Source organism: Pseudomonas sp. K5002 (assembly GCF_013386655.1).
Classification (GTDB): Bacteria; Pseudomonadota; Gammaproteobacteria; order Pseudomonadales; family Pseudomonadaceae; genus Aquipseudomonas.
Genome location: NZ_JACARK010000386.1, coordinates 1 through 13,563 on the forward strand (window position 1 = coordinate 1; position 13,563 = coordinate 13,563).

12 protein-coding genes and 1 pseudogene are annotated in these 13,563 nt (G+C 59.0%); 5 read left to right on the forward strand and 8 right to left on the reverse strand.

Translation table 11 applies throughout. From position 1 onward, the window contains the following. The 4 genes and pseudogenes from HX846_RS18260 to grpE all read right to left on the reverse strand — a co-directional run. Positions 1-84, reverse strand: a pseudogene (locus HX846_RS18260) (4-hydroxy-tetrahydrodipicolinate reductase); the annotation flags it as partial. Between the two features lie 10 nt (positions 85-94). Further along, positions 95-1,219, reverse strand: coding sequence for a molecular chaperone DnaJ (gene dnaJ / locus HX846_RS18265; RefSeq protein ID WP_003212219.1), 1,125 nt, complete (start codon positions 1,217-1,219; stop codon positions 95-97). Between the two features lie 316 nt (positions 1,220-1,535). Beyond that, positions 1,536-3,452, reverse strand: coding sequence for a molecular chaperone DnaK (dnaK, locus tag HX846_RS18270; RefSeq protein WP_003212222.1), 1,917 nt, complete (start codon positions 3,450-3,452; stop codon positions 1,536-1,538). A gap of 102 nt (positions 3,453-3,554) precedes the next feature. Then, entirely contained in the window at positions 3,555-4,115 is a 561-nt protein-coding gene (gene grpE, locus HX846_RS18275) for a nucleotide exchange factor GrpE (protein ID WP_003212224.1), read from the reverse strand. Positions 4,116-4,368: 253 nt separating this feature from the next. Between grpE and recN the strand changes: the two genes are divergently transcribed. Beyond that, on the forward strand, positions 4,369-6,042 hold the full coding sequence (gene recN / locus HX846_RS18280; RefSeq protein ID WP_087693402.1) for a DNA repair protein RecN: 1,674 nt from the start codon (positions 4,369-4,371) through the stop codon (positions 6,040-6,042). A 97-nt stretch (positions 6,043-6,139) separates the two neighbouring features. Here recN and fur read toward each other — a convergent pair whose 3' ends face one another. Continuing rightward, entirely contained in the window at positions 6,140-6,544 is a 405-nt protein-coding gene (gene fur, locus HX846_RS18285) for a ferric iron uptake transcriptional regulator (RefSeq protein WP_003212228.1), read from the reverse strand. A gap of 98 nt (positions 6,545-6,642) precedes the next feature. Here fur and HX846_RS18290 point away from each other — a divergent pair, with 98 nt between their 5' ends. Continuing rightward, positions 6,643-7,170 carry an outer membrane protein assembly factor BamE gene (locus HX846_RS18290; RefSeq protein WP_003212232.1) on the forward strand — a complete coding sequence of 176 codons (528 nt, stop codon included), beginning with the start codon at positions 6,643-6,645 and terminating at the stop codon, positions 7,168-7,170. Between the two features lie 62 nt (positions 7,171-7,232). Here HX846_RS18290 and HX846_RS18295 read toward each other — a convergent pair whose 3' ends face one another. Further along, on the reverse strand, positions 7,233-7,547 hold the full coding sequence (locus tag HX846_RS18295) for an RnfH family protein (RefSeq protein WP_087693403.1): 315 nt from the start codon (positions 7,545-7,547) through the stop codon (positions 7,233-7,235). Next, positions 7,540-7,974: a type II toxin-antitoxin system RatA family toxin gene (locus HX846_RS18300; protein ID WP_003212236.1), complete on the reverse strand. Its 435-nt coding sequence runs from the start codon at positions 7,972-7,974 to the stop codon at positions 7,540-7,542. Before HX846_RS18300 ends, HX846_RS18295 begins: the two co-directional genes overlap by 8 nt. 168 nt (positions 7,975-8,142) lie before the next feature. Between HX846_RS18300 and smpB the strand changes: the two genes are divergently transcribed. Continuing rightward, on the forward strand, positions 8,143-8,625 hold the full coding sequence (gene smpB, locus HX846_RS18305; RefSeq protein ID WP_003212238.1) for an SsrA-binding protein SmpB: 483 nt from the start codon (positions 8,143-8,145) through the stop codon (positions 8,623-8,625). Between the two features lie 55 nt (positions 8,626-8,680). On the opposite strand, the gene HX846_RS18310 is transcribed toward smpB, so the two are convergent. Next, complete coding sequence (locus HX846_RS18310; protein WP_003212240.1) at positions 8,681-9,448, reverse strand: FCD domain-containing protein; 768 nt, start codon at positions 9,446-9,448, stop codon at positions 8,681-8,683. A gap of 261 nt (positions 9,449-9,709) precedes the next feature. Between HX846_RS18310 and HX846_RS18315 the strand changes: the two genes are divergently transcribed. Beyond that, positions 9,710-11,404 (forward strand): lactate permease LctP family transporter, encoded by a 1,695-nt coding sequence (locus HX846_RS18315; protein ID WP_102604506.1) that lies wholly within the window; start codon positions 9,710-9,712, stop codon positions 11,402-11,404. A 70-nt stretch (positions 11,405-11,474) separates the two neighbouring features. After that, a partial coding sequence (locus tag HX846_RS18320; protein WP_178965846.1) for an FAD-binding and (Fe-S)-binding domain-containing protein occupies positions 11,475-13,563 on the forward strand: 2,089 nt, incomplete at its 3' end.

Consider the following 13,563-nt stretch of genomic DNA (forward strand, 5'->3'; position numbering starts at 1 on the left):
GGAGGCCGGCGAGCGTGCCTGCACGGCCTCGACCAGGGTCTTGCCCATGCGCCCGGCAGCGCCCATCACCGCGATACGTCGCATACTCACTTCCTTACAGGTCGCCGAAGAAGCGCTTCACGCCTTCGAACCAGCCGGTGGTTTTTGGCGAATGAGTGTCATCGCCGGCCAGGGAGCTGCGGAACTCTTCCAGCAGTTCGCGCTGACGACGCCCCAGGTTCACCGGCGTCTCTACCGCCACACGGCACATCAGGTCACCAGCACCGCCACCGCGCACCGGCGCAACGCCTTTGCCACGGATACGGAATTGCTTGCCGGTCTGCGTACCCTCAGGGATCTTCAGCTTGACCCGACCGTCCAGCGTCGGAATCTCAAGCTCGCCACCCAGGGCCGCATCGACAAAGCTGATCGGCACTTCACAGAACAAATGCTTGCCGTCGCGCTGAAAGATCGAGTGCTCGCGCACATTGATCACCACGTACAGGTCGCCCGTCGGGCCGCCCTGAGTGCCCGCCTCGCCTTCGCCCGACAGACGAATGCGGTCGCCGGTATCAACACCCGCCGGCACTTTCACCGAGAGGGTCTTGTACTCTTCGACACGCCCCTCGCCGTGGCACGAGTCGCACGGATCGGAAATGATCTTGCCCTGGCCGTGGCAGCGCGGGCAGGTTTGCTGCACCGAGAAGAAGCCTTGCTGCATGCGTACCTGGCCGATACCGCCGCAAGTCGGGCAAGTGATCGGCGAAGAGCCTTTCTTGGCGCCCGAACCGTCGCACGGCTTGCAATTGACCAGCGTCGGAACACGGATATTGACGCTGGTGCCACGCACCGCTTCTTCCAGGTTCAGTTCCAGGGTGTAACGCAGGTCGCTGCCACGCTGGGCACCGCCACGCTGGCCACCGCGGCCGCCGCCAAAGAAGTCGCTGAACACGTCGCCGAAAATATCGGAGAAGTTCTGCCCGCCGAAACCGGCACCGCCGCCACCCATGCTTGGGTCGACACCGGCATGGCCATACTGGTCGTAAGCGGCGCGCTTGTTCGGATCACACAGGCATTCGTAGGCCTCATTGGCCTCTTTGAACAGCTCTTCGGATTCTTTGCTATCCGGATTACGGTCCGGGTGGTGCTTCATTGCCAGGCGACGGTAAGCCTTTTTCAGGTCCGCCTCGCTGGAGCCGCGCTCCACACCCAACACTTCGTAATAGTCACGCTTTGCCATAAGTCTTTGCACTCTTAAGGACGTCCGGCAAAACCCTCCTGAGCCTTGCCAAACTCGTTGAGCCCCAATACAGGCCCGGACCCAACTCACGTCAATTCAACGATCCTGGTCGTTACTGCTTTCAACCGGAAACCGGCCAAAAACGCGGTGACTGTCGTCCGGAAAGCAGGAGCATTCCCGATCACACCGCCAGCATCCGAGCGTTGTCGCATGCTGTAAAAATTCGCGTACCCCAGACACGCCAACGCGGGAGCAAGCTCCCGCGCGGCGACATCCTACCAGTCACCGCTTGTGAGCGGTCAACCGGGCGACCAAGTTACTTCTGGTCTTTGACTTCTTCGAACTCGGCATCGACAACGTCGTCGTGCTTGGCTTCAGGTTCTGCCTGGTGTGCAGCACCGTCAGCCGGCTGGCCTTGTTCGGCGTACATTTTCTGAGCCACTGGCGCAGAGACTTTCGACAGCTCTTCAACCTTGGCTTCGATAGCAGCCTTGTCGTCGCCTTTAACGGCGGCTTCCAGGGCAACTACTGCGGCTTCGATTGCAGTTTTCTCTTCGGCAGTCACTTTGTCGCCAGCATCAGCGATCATTTTGCGAGTCGAGTGAACCAGTGCATCACCCTGGTTACGGGCAGCGGCCAGTTCTTCGAACTTGCGGTCTTCGTCAGCATTGGCTTCAGCGTCACGGATCATCTGCTGGATTTCTTCCTCGGACAGACCCGAGTTAGCCTTGATCACGATCGACTGAGTCTTGCCGGTGGCCTTGTCTTTGGCGCCTACGTGCAGAATGCCGTTGGCGTCGATGTCGAAGGTCACTTCAATTTGTGGCACGCCACGTGGTGCTGGTGGAATCTCGGCCAGGTCGAACTTGCCCAGGGACTTGTTCTGACCGGCTTGCTTACGCTCACCTTGCAGCACGTGAATGGTCACGGCGCCCTGGTTGTCGTCGGCAGTCGAGAACACTTGCGATTTCTTGGTAGGAATCGTGGTGTTTTTCTCGATCAGCGCAGTCATCACGCCGCCCATGGTTTCGATACCCAGGGTCAGCGGGCTTACGTCCAGCAGCAGAACGTCTTTCACGTCGCCGGCCAATACCGCGCCCTGGATGGCAGCACCCATGGCAACTGCTTCGTCCGGGTTCACGTCTTTACGCGCTTCTTTACCGAAGAACTCGGTAACCAGCTTCTGAACCAGTGGCATACGGGTCTGACCGCCCACCAGGATCACGTCGTTGATCGCGCCAACGTCGATACCCGAGTCTTTCAGCGCAATGCGGCAAGGCTCGATGGTGCGTTGAACCAGGTCTTCTACCAGCGCTTCCAGCTTGGCGCGGGAGATTTTCACGTTCAAGTGCTTAGGACCGGTAGCGTCTGCAGTGATGTACGGCAGGTTCACGTCGGTCGAATTGCTCGAAGACAGTTCGATCTTGGCTTTCTCAGCGGCTTCTTTCAGGCGCTGCATGGCCAGCGGGTCACCCTTGAGGTTCATGCCGCTTTCTTTCTTGAATTCGTCAACGAGGTAGTCGATCAGACGAATGTCAAAGTCTTCACCGCCCAGGAACGTGTCACCGTTGGTGGCCAACACTTCGAACTGGTGCTCGCCATCGACTTCAGCGATTTCGATCACGGAAACGTCGAAGGTACCGCCACCCAGGTCGTAAACGATCACAGTGTGGTCGCCCTTGGCCTTGTCCATACCGTAGGCCAGAGCGGCTGCGGTTGGTTCGTTGATGATACGCTTCACGTCCAGGCCAGCAATACGGCCGGCGTCTTTGGTCGCCTGGCGCTGGCTGTCGTTGAAGTAGGCCGGAACGGTGATCACCGCTTCAGTCACGGCTTCACCGAGGTAGTCTTCGGCGGTTTTCTTCATCTTTTTCAAGATTTCAGCCGAGATTTGTGGCGGCGACATTTTCTGGCCGTTCACTTCAACCCAGGCGTCACCGTTGTCAGCCTTGGCGATTTTGTACGGGACCATCTTGATGTCTTTCTGTACGACTTCTTCGTCGAACTTACGACCGATCAGACGCTTCACCGCGTACAGGGTGTTATGCGGATTGGTCACAGCTTGACGCTTGGCGGACTGGCCCACCAGGATTTCGCCGTCGTTGGCATAAGCCACGATGGACGGAGTGGTGCGTGCGCCTTCGGCGTTTTCAATAACTTTGGATACGCCGTTTTCCAGCACGGAGACGCAGGAGTTGGTAGTCCCCAGGTCGATACCGATAATTTTGCCCATGATTTACTCTCCCGAAACTTAGATTTTTTTGCCGCAGCAGTGGTGGCTAACTGCGGCAGTACTTAAACGCTTGACTTATAGATGGGGCCGTTACGACTTATTTCAAGCCTGCTCATCAATAGAAGGTGCAACCGGTGCAGGAGCCTTGCTCACCACAACCATTGCCGGGCGCAGCAAGCGACCGTTGAGCTGGTAACCCTTCTGGAACACCTTCAATACGCTGTTCGGCTCAAGATCAGCGTTTTCCTGCATCGCCATTGCCTGGTGATGCTCGGCATTGAACGGCTCGCCGCCTTGCGGATCGATGGCTTCCAGCTGATAACGCTTCAGGGTGTCCTGGAACATTTTCAGGGTCAGTTCGATCCCTTCGCGCATTGGGCGGATGTTTTCGTCGTCCGGATTGGACAGCTCAAGGCCACGCTCCAGGCTGTCGATGATCGGCAACAGATCACCGGCAAATTTTTCCAGGGCGAATTTGTGAGCTTTTTCTACATCCTGCTCGGCGCGGCGGCGGACGTTCTGCAGATCGGCGGCAACACGCAACGATTGATCCTGTGCGCCTGCCAATTGCTCTTCGAGCACTTGCACACGAGCGGCCAGGTCTTCACCTGCGGCCTGGTTGGCGTCTGGATTTTGCGTATCCTGCGTCTGTTCGTCAGCCATAGATTTCTCCTTTCAAAATCATGCGCGAACTCGACTCGCGCTTCTGTTCCGGTATATGGGGCCACAATTTTCAGGTTCAAGGGTTGAGGCGTTACCAAAAGTCTTTCACTTGTCCTGGATCAATTCTTATCAATCATTCCCTGTTGCGCTTAAAAAGCGATTTATTCAAGCAAATCGGACTAAACATCAGGATTGTCACCTTCAAACAAAACACTGTATAAATAACCAGACCTAAAGCCTGGGAGCGGCCGTCATGCTGGTGCACCTGTCCGTACATAACTACGCCATCGTTGAACATCTGGATCTTGAACTGGATCGCGGGATGAGCGTAATCACAGGCGAAACCGGCGCCGGCAAGTCGATCATGCTCGACGCCCTGGGCCTGACCCTGGGTGATCGCGCCGACAGCGGGGTGGTACGCCCGGGCGCCGACAAGGCCGATATCCTCGCCACCTTTGACCTGGCCGATATCCCGGAAGCCGAGGCCTGGCTTGCCGAGCGCGACCTTAACAATGAAGGCCCGTGCATCCTGCGCCGGGTGATCACGGCCGAAGGGCGCTCCCGCGGCTATATAAATGGCACGCCCTGCCCGCTCGGCGACCTGAAAGCCCTGGGCGAACTGCTGATCGATATCCACAGCCAGCATGAACACCAGTCCCTGCTGAAAACCGACACCCATCGCCGACTCCTCGACGAGTACGCCGGCGCCACCGATCTTGCGCGCCAGGTGCAATTGGCCGCGCAGCGCTGGCGCCAGACCCGCCAGGAGCTGGAGCGCCTCTCCAACTCCGGCGACGAGCAGCGCGCCCGTCACCAGTTGCTCAGCTACCAACTGGAAGAACTGGAAAGCCTGGGGCTCGGCGAGACGGAACTGGAGCAACTGGAACAGGAACACAAGAACCTCACCAACGCCGAAACCCTGCTGGGCATCTGTCGGCAAGTGGTGGAGCAGTGCAGCGAAAGTGATTCCGGCAATGTGCTCAACGCCCTGACTGCCAGCCTGAACCGGCTATCCAGCGTGAATAACGCATCAGGCTCGCTGAACGAAGCCACCACTCTGCTGACCAGCGCGCAAATCCAGGTAGAAGAAGCCGTGGGCGAACTGAACCGCTTTCTCGATCACTTCGATGCCGACCCAGCCCGCCTGCAGGATATAGAAGAGCGCCTGGACACCATCTACACCCTGGCGCGCAAACACCGGATCCAGCCGACCGAAGTCGCAACCATGCAGCAAAAGCTGCTGGATGAAATTGAAACCCTGAACGCCAACGACGAATCCATCGAGCGACTGGGTGAAGAGCTGGCGTCCTTTGCTCGCCATTATCACGAGAAAGCCCGAGAACTCAGCGACCTGCGCCATCAGGCAGCGACCGGCCTGGCCAGCGCGGTGGAGCAGGAAATCCAGCGCCTGGGCATGCCCGGCGGGCGCTTCACCATCGAGTTGCACACTAACACCAGCAATGAACTGCTGCCCAACGGCCTTGAACAGGTAGAACTGCTGGTCAGCGCGAACCCGGGCCAGCCACTCAAGGCACTGGCAAAGGTAGCTTCCGGCGGCGAGCTGTCGCGGATCAGCCTGGCGATTCAGGTGATCACCGCCCAGACCTCTCGCGTGCCAACACTGGTATTCGATGAAGTGGACGTAGGGATCGGCGGCCCGACTGCCGAGATCGTGGGCCAGTTGCTGCGCCGGCTGGGCGATCGCGGCCAGGTACTGACCGTCACCCACTTGCCACAAGTAGCCGCCCAAGGGCATCAGCACTTGTTCGTGCACAAGGTGCGAGGCAGCGATGCGACCCATACCGCCGTGTCCAAGCTGAACAAGACTGAACGGGTAGAAGAAGTGGCGCGGATGCTCGGCGGCATCGACCTGACCAAGGAGTCCTTGGCCCACGCGAAAAAAATGGTGGTAACCGCGAAGGTCTGAAGCCTGGCTTACCGAGCACTTTTCTTTCTATAGAAAGCACGAAGGCGACCCTAGGGTCGCCTTCGATCGTTTCGCAGAGCGAATCTGCGTAGCTTTCTTACTTTTTCTTACGTATGTAGAGAACCAGATTGTGGTCCACCAAATCGAATCCATGCTGCTCAGCGATCATGTGCTGGAGCTTCTCGATTTCCGGACTGGTGAACTCGATAACCTCATTGGTATCCAGGTCAACCATGTGGTCGTGATGACCGCCGTCGGCCAGTTCGAACACTGCATGACCGCCGTCGAAATTATGACGAACCACCAGTCCTGCTGCTTCAAACTGGGTCAGAACACGGTAAACCGTGGCCAGGCCGACGTCCTCGTTAGACTCCATCAGCGCCTTGTATACATCCTCGGCACTCATGTGGCGCTGCTCAGCAGAATCGAGCATTTGTAGAATCTTGACTCGTGGCAGAGTCACTTTAAGACCGGCTTTGCGTAGTTCGCTATTTTCAACCATGGTTAGCTTTCTCGCGGATGCTGCTTCGCAGCTTCTCTTAATACGGGTATGATCGGCGTTTACGTTGTCCCAGCCAAGATAGTGGAAGTCGCCCACCGATGCAAAACACCAAGCTCTTGCTAACCAGTTTCACCTTTGTGGGACTGCTCGCACTCGCCGGTTGTTCATTCCCCGGGGTTTACAAAATCGACATCCAGCAGGGCAATGTCGTCACGCAGGACATGATAGACCAGTTACGCCCGGGAATGACCCGACGGCAAGTACGGTTTATCATGGGCAATCCCCTGCTGACCGACACATTCCATGCCGATCGCTGGGATTATCTCTATAGCATCCAACCTGGTGGCGGTGAACGCCAGCAGGAGCGGGTCAGTGTCATCTTCAATGGCAATGACCAGCTCGTCAGCCTGTCGGGGGACTTCAAACCGGGCGTAAGCCGCGATGAAGCCTTGCTGGGCAAGGACAACGGCACCACCGCTCCTGCGCCCGCGCAGAACGAGGAGAAGCCCAAGTCCGAGGTACCGGCCAAGCCCGGCTCCTTGCTGGACGAGATCCAGAAAGGCGTCGACGGCGTGCAAACCGTTCCGGTGCCAACTCCAGAACCTCTGGACGCCAGCCCGCAGTAAGTTTGTAACGCTCGATAAAAAGCCCGGCATGCCGGGCTTTTTGTTGTCTGCCGTTTCTCAAGCTATGAATTCTGCTGTTTTGCCTTGGCAGCCTTCGCCGCACGCAAGCGACGTATCTCCATCGGATCTGCCAGCAATGGCCGATAGATCTCGATTCGGTCTCCAGCCTGCACACAACGAACATCCGCGTCCGCAACCACCTTGCCGAAAATCCCCAAAGGGCAATTCTCCAAATTCAGCTCCGGGAATTGCGCGGCCATTCCAGAACCCTGCACCGCCGCCCTGAGGCTTGAACCCGGCGCTACTGCCAGGCTTATCAACACCTGGCGATCCACCGCGGCATACACCACCTCGATTTCAACCAATGGCTCAGCCATGCATTTGCTTGGCGCGTTGGCAAAACGCGTCCACCAGAGTATTCGCCGCCTGATTGAACAGTGGCCCCAGGGTGGCACGCACGATAGGGCCGGCATAGTCGAACGACAGGTCCAGGCTGATCTTGCAGGCTTTCTCGTTCAACGCCTTAAACACCCACACACCGTGCAACTGAGTGAACGGACCTTCTTCGAGATTCATCTCGATGGACTGCCCGGGCACCAGCGTGTTGCGCGTGACAAAGTGCTGGCTCAAGCCGCCCTTTGCCACCCCCACGCTGGCAACCATGTGCTCATCACTGCTCTCCAACACCTCGGCAGTCGAACACCAAGGCAGGAACTCCGGGTAACGCGCCACGTCGTTGACCAGGTCATAGAGCGCCTGTGCCGGATAAGGCAGCAGGGCCGAACGTTGAATATGCGTCGTCATGTGAGCGTTATTTCCACAGCTGAGCGGCAAACATCGCGAAAGGACAACAGGATTCGCGAAAGAAAAAAATCAAAAACCAGCCTGCATTGTCCGGGATTCATTCAACACGCTCAAGCACGCAGGTTGACCGTAGCCGACGCGCTCGCAACTCCCTATAATGCCGCCCCTATGGCTAAACAAAAGAAACACCCAACAGGGACCATCGCGCAAAATAAAAAGGCGCGACACGATTACTTCATCGAACATCGTTTCGAGGCTGGTCTGGTCCTGGCCGGCTGGGAAGTAAAAAGTCTGCGTGCCAGCAAGCTGCAGCTGGTCGACAGTTATGTGCTGCTCAAAGACGGCGAGGCATGGCTGCTCGGCAGTCATATCACGCCGCTGATGACCGCGAGCACCCACGTGATCGCCGACCCGGTGCGCACGCGCAAGCTGTTGCTCAATGCCCGCGAGCTGGAAAAGCTCCACGCCGCCGTGCAGCAAAAGGGCTACGCCTGTGTCTGCCTGTCGTGGTACTGGAGCAAGCACCTGGTCAAATGCGAGATCGCACTGGGCAAGGGCAAGAAGGAATACGACAAGCGTGATACCGAGCGCGAGCGCGATTCCAACCGGGAATTGCAGCGTGCCGTGCGCAACAAGGGCAAGGAAGACTGACTTTCTTGTGACTTGATGTGGATGACGGAGCCCGCTCCCTCATCCACAGCATTTGCTACATCCCTTTGCGCCGTTCCGCCCGGGCCATGCGCTGAACCTCCTGCCGCACTTCCTCCAGCACTTCCTGCACATACAGCAGGTGACGTGTTGAGACTTCCCGTGCCTGCTCGGCACGCCCCTCGATAATCGCCAGGTACAGGTCCCGATGCTGATTGATCAGCATGTCGCGGGTCTCCGTACGCTGCTGGTACATGCCGCCAATATTGGTCACCACATTACGCTTGAGCAGGTCGAACAGGCCGCGAATGGTGTGCAGCAATACCGCGTTATGGCTGGCCTCGGCGATGGCCAGGTGAAACCTCGCATCCGCCGCGCCCTCTTCCGCCCGACTCACTTCATCCGACCGCGTGTAGCAATCCTGCAACTCCTCGAACGCCGCGGTCAGCCGCTCGCGGTCCACCTCAGTGGCACGCAACGCTGCGTAATACGCGCAAGAGGCCTCCAGGGTCTGACGAAACTCCAGAAGATCACGCTGAGCCTCCGGATTATTTTCCAGCAGATGCAGCAGCGGATCACTGAAGGTTGAACCCAGCGACTCCACCACATAATTGCCACCACCTTGGCGACTGATCAGCAAACCTTTTGCCACCAGCTTCTGGATCGCCTCACGCAACGACGGCCGCGACACCCCGAACTGCTCGGCCAGTGCGCGCTCGGCCGGCAAGCGCTCGCCCGACTTCAGCGTGCCCTCAAGGATCATGCCCTCAAGCTGCTCGACGATGTCGTCAGACAAACGGCGCTGACGCACCTGATCAAACCCCATAACTCACTCTCCACCATCCCGACCACTCGCCGGGGCCCCTATTCTGGCCTATCGCCGAGTATCCGGCACCTATCAGAACGCCCTCGTTTAAGCCAATCAGCCCCCACCAACCCCGACCTACGACCAAAGATTCACAAGCGGCAAATTGACACATCCCCCAGAAGGCTTTTAACCTAGCCAACGGTGATTGTAAATTGGTAATACCAATTACCCAAATCCTCCAAGCAGTGCCTGACCAACAACAATTAGGGGCCACCCCATATGCAAACCTGGCAACAGCTCTACAGCCCGCTCGGCAGCCTCGGCCTGTCCGCACTGGCCGCCGTCATTCCTATCGTATTTTTCTTCCTGGCCCTGGCGGTGTTTCGCCTCAAAGGCCACGTTGCGGGCAGCATCACCCTGGCACTGTCGATCCTGGTGGCGATATTTGCCTTCCAGATGCCGGTCGACATGGCGCTCGCCGCCGCCGGTTATGGCTTCGCCTACGGCCTGTGGCCAATTGCCTGGATCATCGTCGCCGCCGTATTCCTGTACAAACTGACGGTCAAGAGCGGCCAGTTCGAAATCATCCGCAGCTCCGTGCTGTCGATTACCGACGACCAGCGCCTGCAAGTGCTGCTGATCGGCTTCTGCTTCGGCGCGTTCCTGGAAGGCGCCGCCGGTTTCGGCGCACCGGTGGCGATTACTGCCGCACTGCTGGTAGGCCTGGGTTTCAACCCGCTGTATGCCGCCGGCCTGTGCCTGATTGCCAACACCGCCCCCGTTGCGTTCGGCGCACTGGGGATTCCGATCATCGTGGCCGGGCAAGTGACCGGGATCGACGCGTTCAAGATCGGCGCCATGGCCGGCCGCCAGTTGCCGCTGCTGTCGCTGTTCGTGCCGTTCTGGCTGGTGTTCATGATGGACGGCCTGCGCGGCGTCAAGGAAACCTGGCCAGCCGCACTGGTTGCAGGCCTGAGCTTCGCCGTTACCCAGTTCTTCACCTCGAACTACATCGGCCCGGAACTGCCGGACATCACCTCGGCCCTGGCCAGCCTGATTTCCCTGACCCTGTTCCTGAAAGTCTGGCAGCCCAAGCGCAGTGCCGGCGCGCAAATCGCTGGCGCAACGTCCGGCACTGCCGTCACTGCCAGCGCCGGTGGCTTTGGCCTGCCGCGCAACACCCTGGCTTCGCCTTACAGCCTGGGGGAAATTTTCAAGGCCTGGTCGCCGTTCCTGATCCTGACCGTGCTGGTCACCATCTGGACCCTCAAGCCGTTCAAGGCGATGTTCGCCGCCGGCGGCGCGATGTACAGCTCGGTATTCAACTTTGCGATCCCGCACCTGGATCAACTGGTGATCAAGGTTGCGCCCATCGTTGCCACCCCGACAGCCATCCCGGCGGTATTCAAGCTTGATCCGATTTCCGCGACCGGCACGGCCATTTTCTTCTCCGCCCTGGTTTCGATGCTGGTGCTGAAGATCGATTTCAAAACTGGTCTGACCACCTTGAAAGAAACCTTTTATGAGCTGCGCTGGCCGATCCTGTCCATCGGCATGGTGCTGGCCTTTGCCTTCGTCACCAACTATTCGGGCATGTCATCAACCATGGCCCTGGTGCTGGCGGCTACCGGCGCGGCATTCCCGTTCTTCTCGCCATTCCTTGGCTGGCTCGGGGTATTCCTGACGGGTTCTGATACTTCATCCAATGCACTGTTCAGCTCGCTGCAAGCCACCACCGCGCACCAGATCGGCGTCAACGACACCTTGTTGGTAGCGGCGAACACCAGCGGCGGCGTGACCGGCAAGATGATCTCGCCGCAGTCGATCGCCGTGGCATGCGCCGCCACTGGCCTGGTGGGCAAGGAATCCGACCTGTTCCGCTTTACCCTCAAGCACAGCCTGTTCTTCGCGACGATTGTCGGGCTGATCACCTTGGCCCAGGCCTACTGGTTCACCGGTATGCTGGTGCACTGAGACCTGCACGTAATAGGGTAAGAACCGACGCCGGACAGCGATTCCGGCGTCAGCTATTTCTGGAGGACCGATGAGCCTGCCTGCTGCTTTTCTGAGCGACGCCGCACAACTGATCCCGAAAGATCGTCGTTTCGACGATCCACTTTCCACCCTCGCCTTCGGCACCGACGCCAGCTTTTACCGACTGATCCCACAACTGGTGATCCGTGTCGAGTCGGAAGATGAGGTGGTGGCGCTGCTGCAACTGGCTCAACGCGATCGCGTGCCGGTGACCTTTCGTGCGGCGGGCACCAGCCTTTCGGGACAGGCCATCAGCGACTCGGTACTGATCGTGCTGGGGGACAATTGGAACGGGCGTGAGATTCGCGGCCAGGGCACACAAATTCGTCTGCAGCCCGGCGTGATCGGGGCGCAGGCCAACGCCTGGCTGGCACCGTTCGGGCGCAAGATCGGCCCGGACCCGGCGTCGATCAATGCCTGCAAAATTGGCGGCATCGTCGCCAACAATGCCAGCGGCATGTGCTGCGGCACGGCCCAGAATACCTATCACACCCTCGCAGGAATTCGCTTGGTGCTGGCCGACGGCAGCCGCCTGGACACCGAAGATCCGGCCAGTGTTTCAGCCTTTCGCCAACGTCACGGCGACCTGCTTGACCGCCTGGCGGCACTCGGTCGAGAAACCCGGGCCAACGCCGAATTGGCTGCAAAAATCCGCCACAAATACCGCCTGAAAAACACCACCGGGTTGTCACTCAACGCCCTGGTGGATTTCGACGAGCCACTGGATATCCTCAGCCATTTGCTGGTCGGCTCCGAAGGCACCCTGGGCTTTATCAGCGCAGTGACCTACGACACGGTGATCGACCACCCGAACAAAGCCTCGGCCCTGATCGTGTTCCCCGATGTGGAAACCTGCTGCAACGCGGTGACCGTACTCAAAACCCAACCTGTTTCAGCGGTTGAACTACTGGACCGCCGTAGCATGCGTTCGGTGCAGGACAAACCCGGCATGCCGGCTTTCGTACAGCAGCTATCGGAAAATGCCTGCGCCCTGCTGATCGAATCCCGCGCCGCCTCGCCCTCGCTGCTCCATGAGCAACTGGCGCTGATCATGGCTTCCCTGGCCAGCTTCCCAGTGGAGAAACAAGTCGACTTCACCGAAGACCCGGTGGAAAACGCGCGCCTGTGGGCGATTCGCAAAGACACCTTCCCCGCCGTGGGCGCCGTGCGTAAAACCGGCACCACCGTGATTATCGAAGACGTGACCTTCCCGGTGGAACAACTGGCTATTGGCGTTAACCGCCTGATCGAGTTGTTCGACAAACATCACTACGACGAAGCGATCCTTTTCGGACACGCCCTGGAAGGCAATCTGCACTTTGTGTTCACCCAAGGCTTCAACAGCGCGGAAGAAGTCGCACGCTACCAGGCATTCATGGAAGACGTCGCCCAGTTGGTGGCCGTGGAGTTTGGCGGCTCGCTGAAGGCCGAGCATGGCACCGGTCGCAACATGGCGCCCTTCGTCGAGCTGGAATGGGGCAGCGATGCCTACCAATTGATGTGGCAGCTCAAGCGCCTGCTCGACCCCAACGGCATTCTCAACCCGGACGTGGTGCTCAGCGAAGACCCGCAAATCCACCTCAAGCACCTCAAGCCCCTGCCTGCCGCCGACGAGCTTGTGGATAAGTGCATCGAGTGCGGCTTCTGCGAACCTGTATGCCCGTCGAGAGGACTGACCCTGAGCCCGCGCCAGCGCATTGTGATCTGGCGCGATATCCAGGCCAGGAAACGCGCTGGTATCGACACCACTGAACTGGAAGCGGCGTATCAATACCAGGGCATCGATACCTGCGCGGCCACCGGGCTTTGCGCCCAACGCTGCCCGGTAGGCATCAACACCGGCGACCTGGTGAAAAAGCTGCGCAGCCGCGACGCCGACCGTACGAAAACCGCCGAATGGTTGTCGACGCATTTCGCCACGGCACTGCAAGGTGCGCGCTTCACCCTGCACGTAGCCAACGGCGCGCGCATGCTGCTGGGCGCGCCGCGACTGGCGAAGCTCTCGGCCACGGTGACCCGCCTGTCCAAGGGGCAAATCCCCCAGTGGACCAACGCCATGCCACGCCCGGAAAAGGCCATTCGCTTCAGCCCCGCCGTGA

What these genes read in the sequence shown, in the direction of transcription:
- dnaK (WP_003212222.1), bottom strand. Translation starts at nt 3,452, where the DNA reads ATGGGCAAAATTATCGGTATCGACCTGGGGACTACCAACTCCTGCGTC.
- HX846_RS18300 (WP_003212236.1), bottom strand. Translation starts at nt 7,974, where the DNA reads ATGACGACGCATATTCAACGTTCGGCCCTGCTGCCTTATCCGGCACAG.
- HX846_RS18290 (WP_003212232.1), top strand. Translation starts at nt 6,643, where the DNA reads ATGCAAAACACCAAGCTCTTGCTAACCAGTTTCACCTTTGTGGGACTG.
- recN (WP_087693402.1), top strand. Translation starts at nt 4,369, where the DNA reads ATGCTGGTGCACCTGTCCGTACATAACTACGCCATCGTTGAACATCTG.
- HX846_RS18315 (WP_102604506.1), top strand. Translation starts at nt 9,710, where the DNA reads ATGCAAACCTGGCAACAGCTCTACAGCCCGCTCGGCAGCCTCGGCCTG.
- fur (WP_003212228.1), bottom strand. Translation starts at nt 6,544, where the DNA reads ATGGTTGAAAATAGCGAACTACGCAAAGCCGGTCTTAAAGTGACTCTG.
- smpB (WP_003212238.1), top strand. Translation starts at nt 8,143, where the DNA reads ATGGCTAAACAAAAGAAACACCCAACAGGGACCATCGCGCAAAATAAA.
- HX846_RS18295 (WP_087693403.1), bottom strand. Translation starts at nt 7,547, where the DNA reads ATGGCTGAGCCATTGGTTGAAATCGAGGTGGTGTATGCCGCGGTGGAT.
- HX846_RS18310 (WP_003212240.1), bottom strand. Translation starts at nt 9,448, where the DNA reads ATGGGGTTTGATCAGGTGCGTCAGCGCCGTTTGTCTGACGACATCGTC.
- grpE (WP_003212224.1), bottom strand. Translation starts at nt 4,115, where the DNA reads ATGGCTGACGAACAGACGCAGGATACGCAAAATCCAGACGCCAACCAG.
- dnaJ (WP_003212219.1), bottom strand. Translation starts at nt 1,219, where the DNA reads ATGGCAAAGCGTGACTATTACGAAGTGTTGGGTGTGGAGCGCGGCTCC.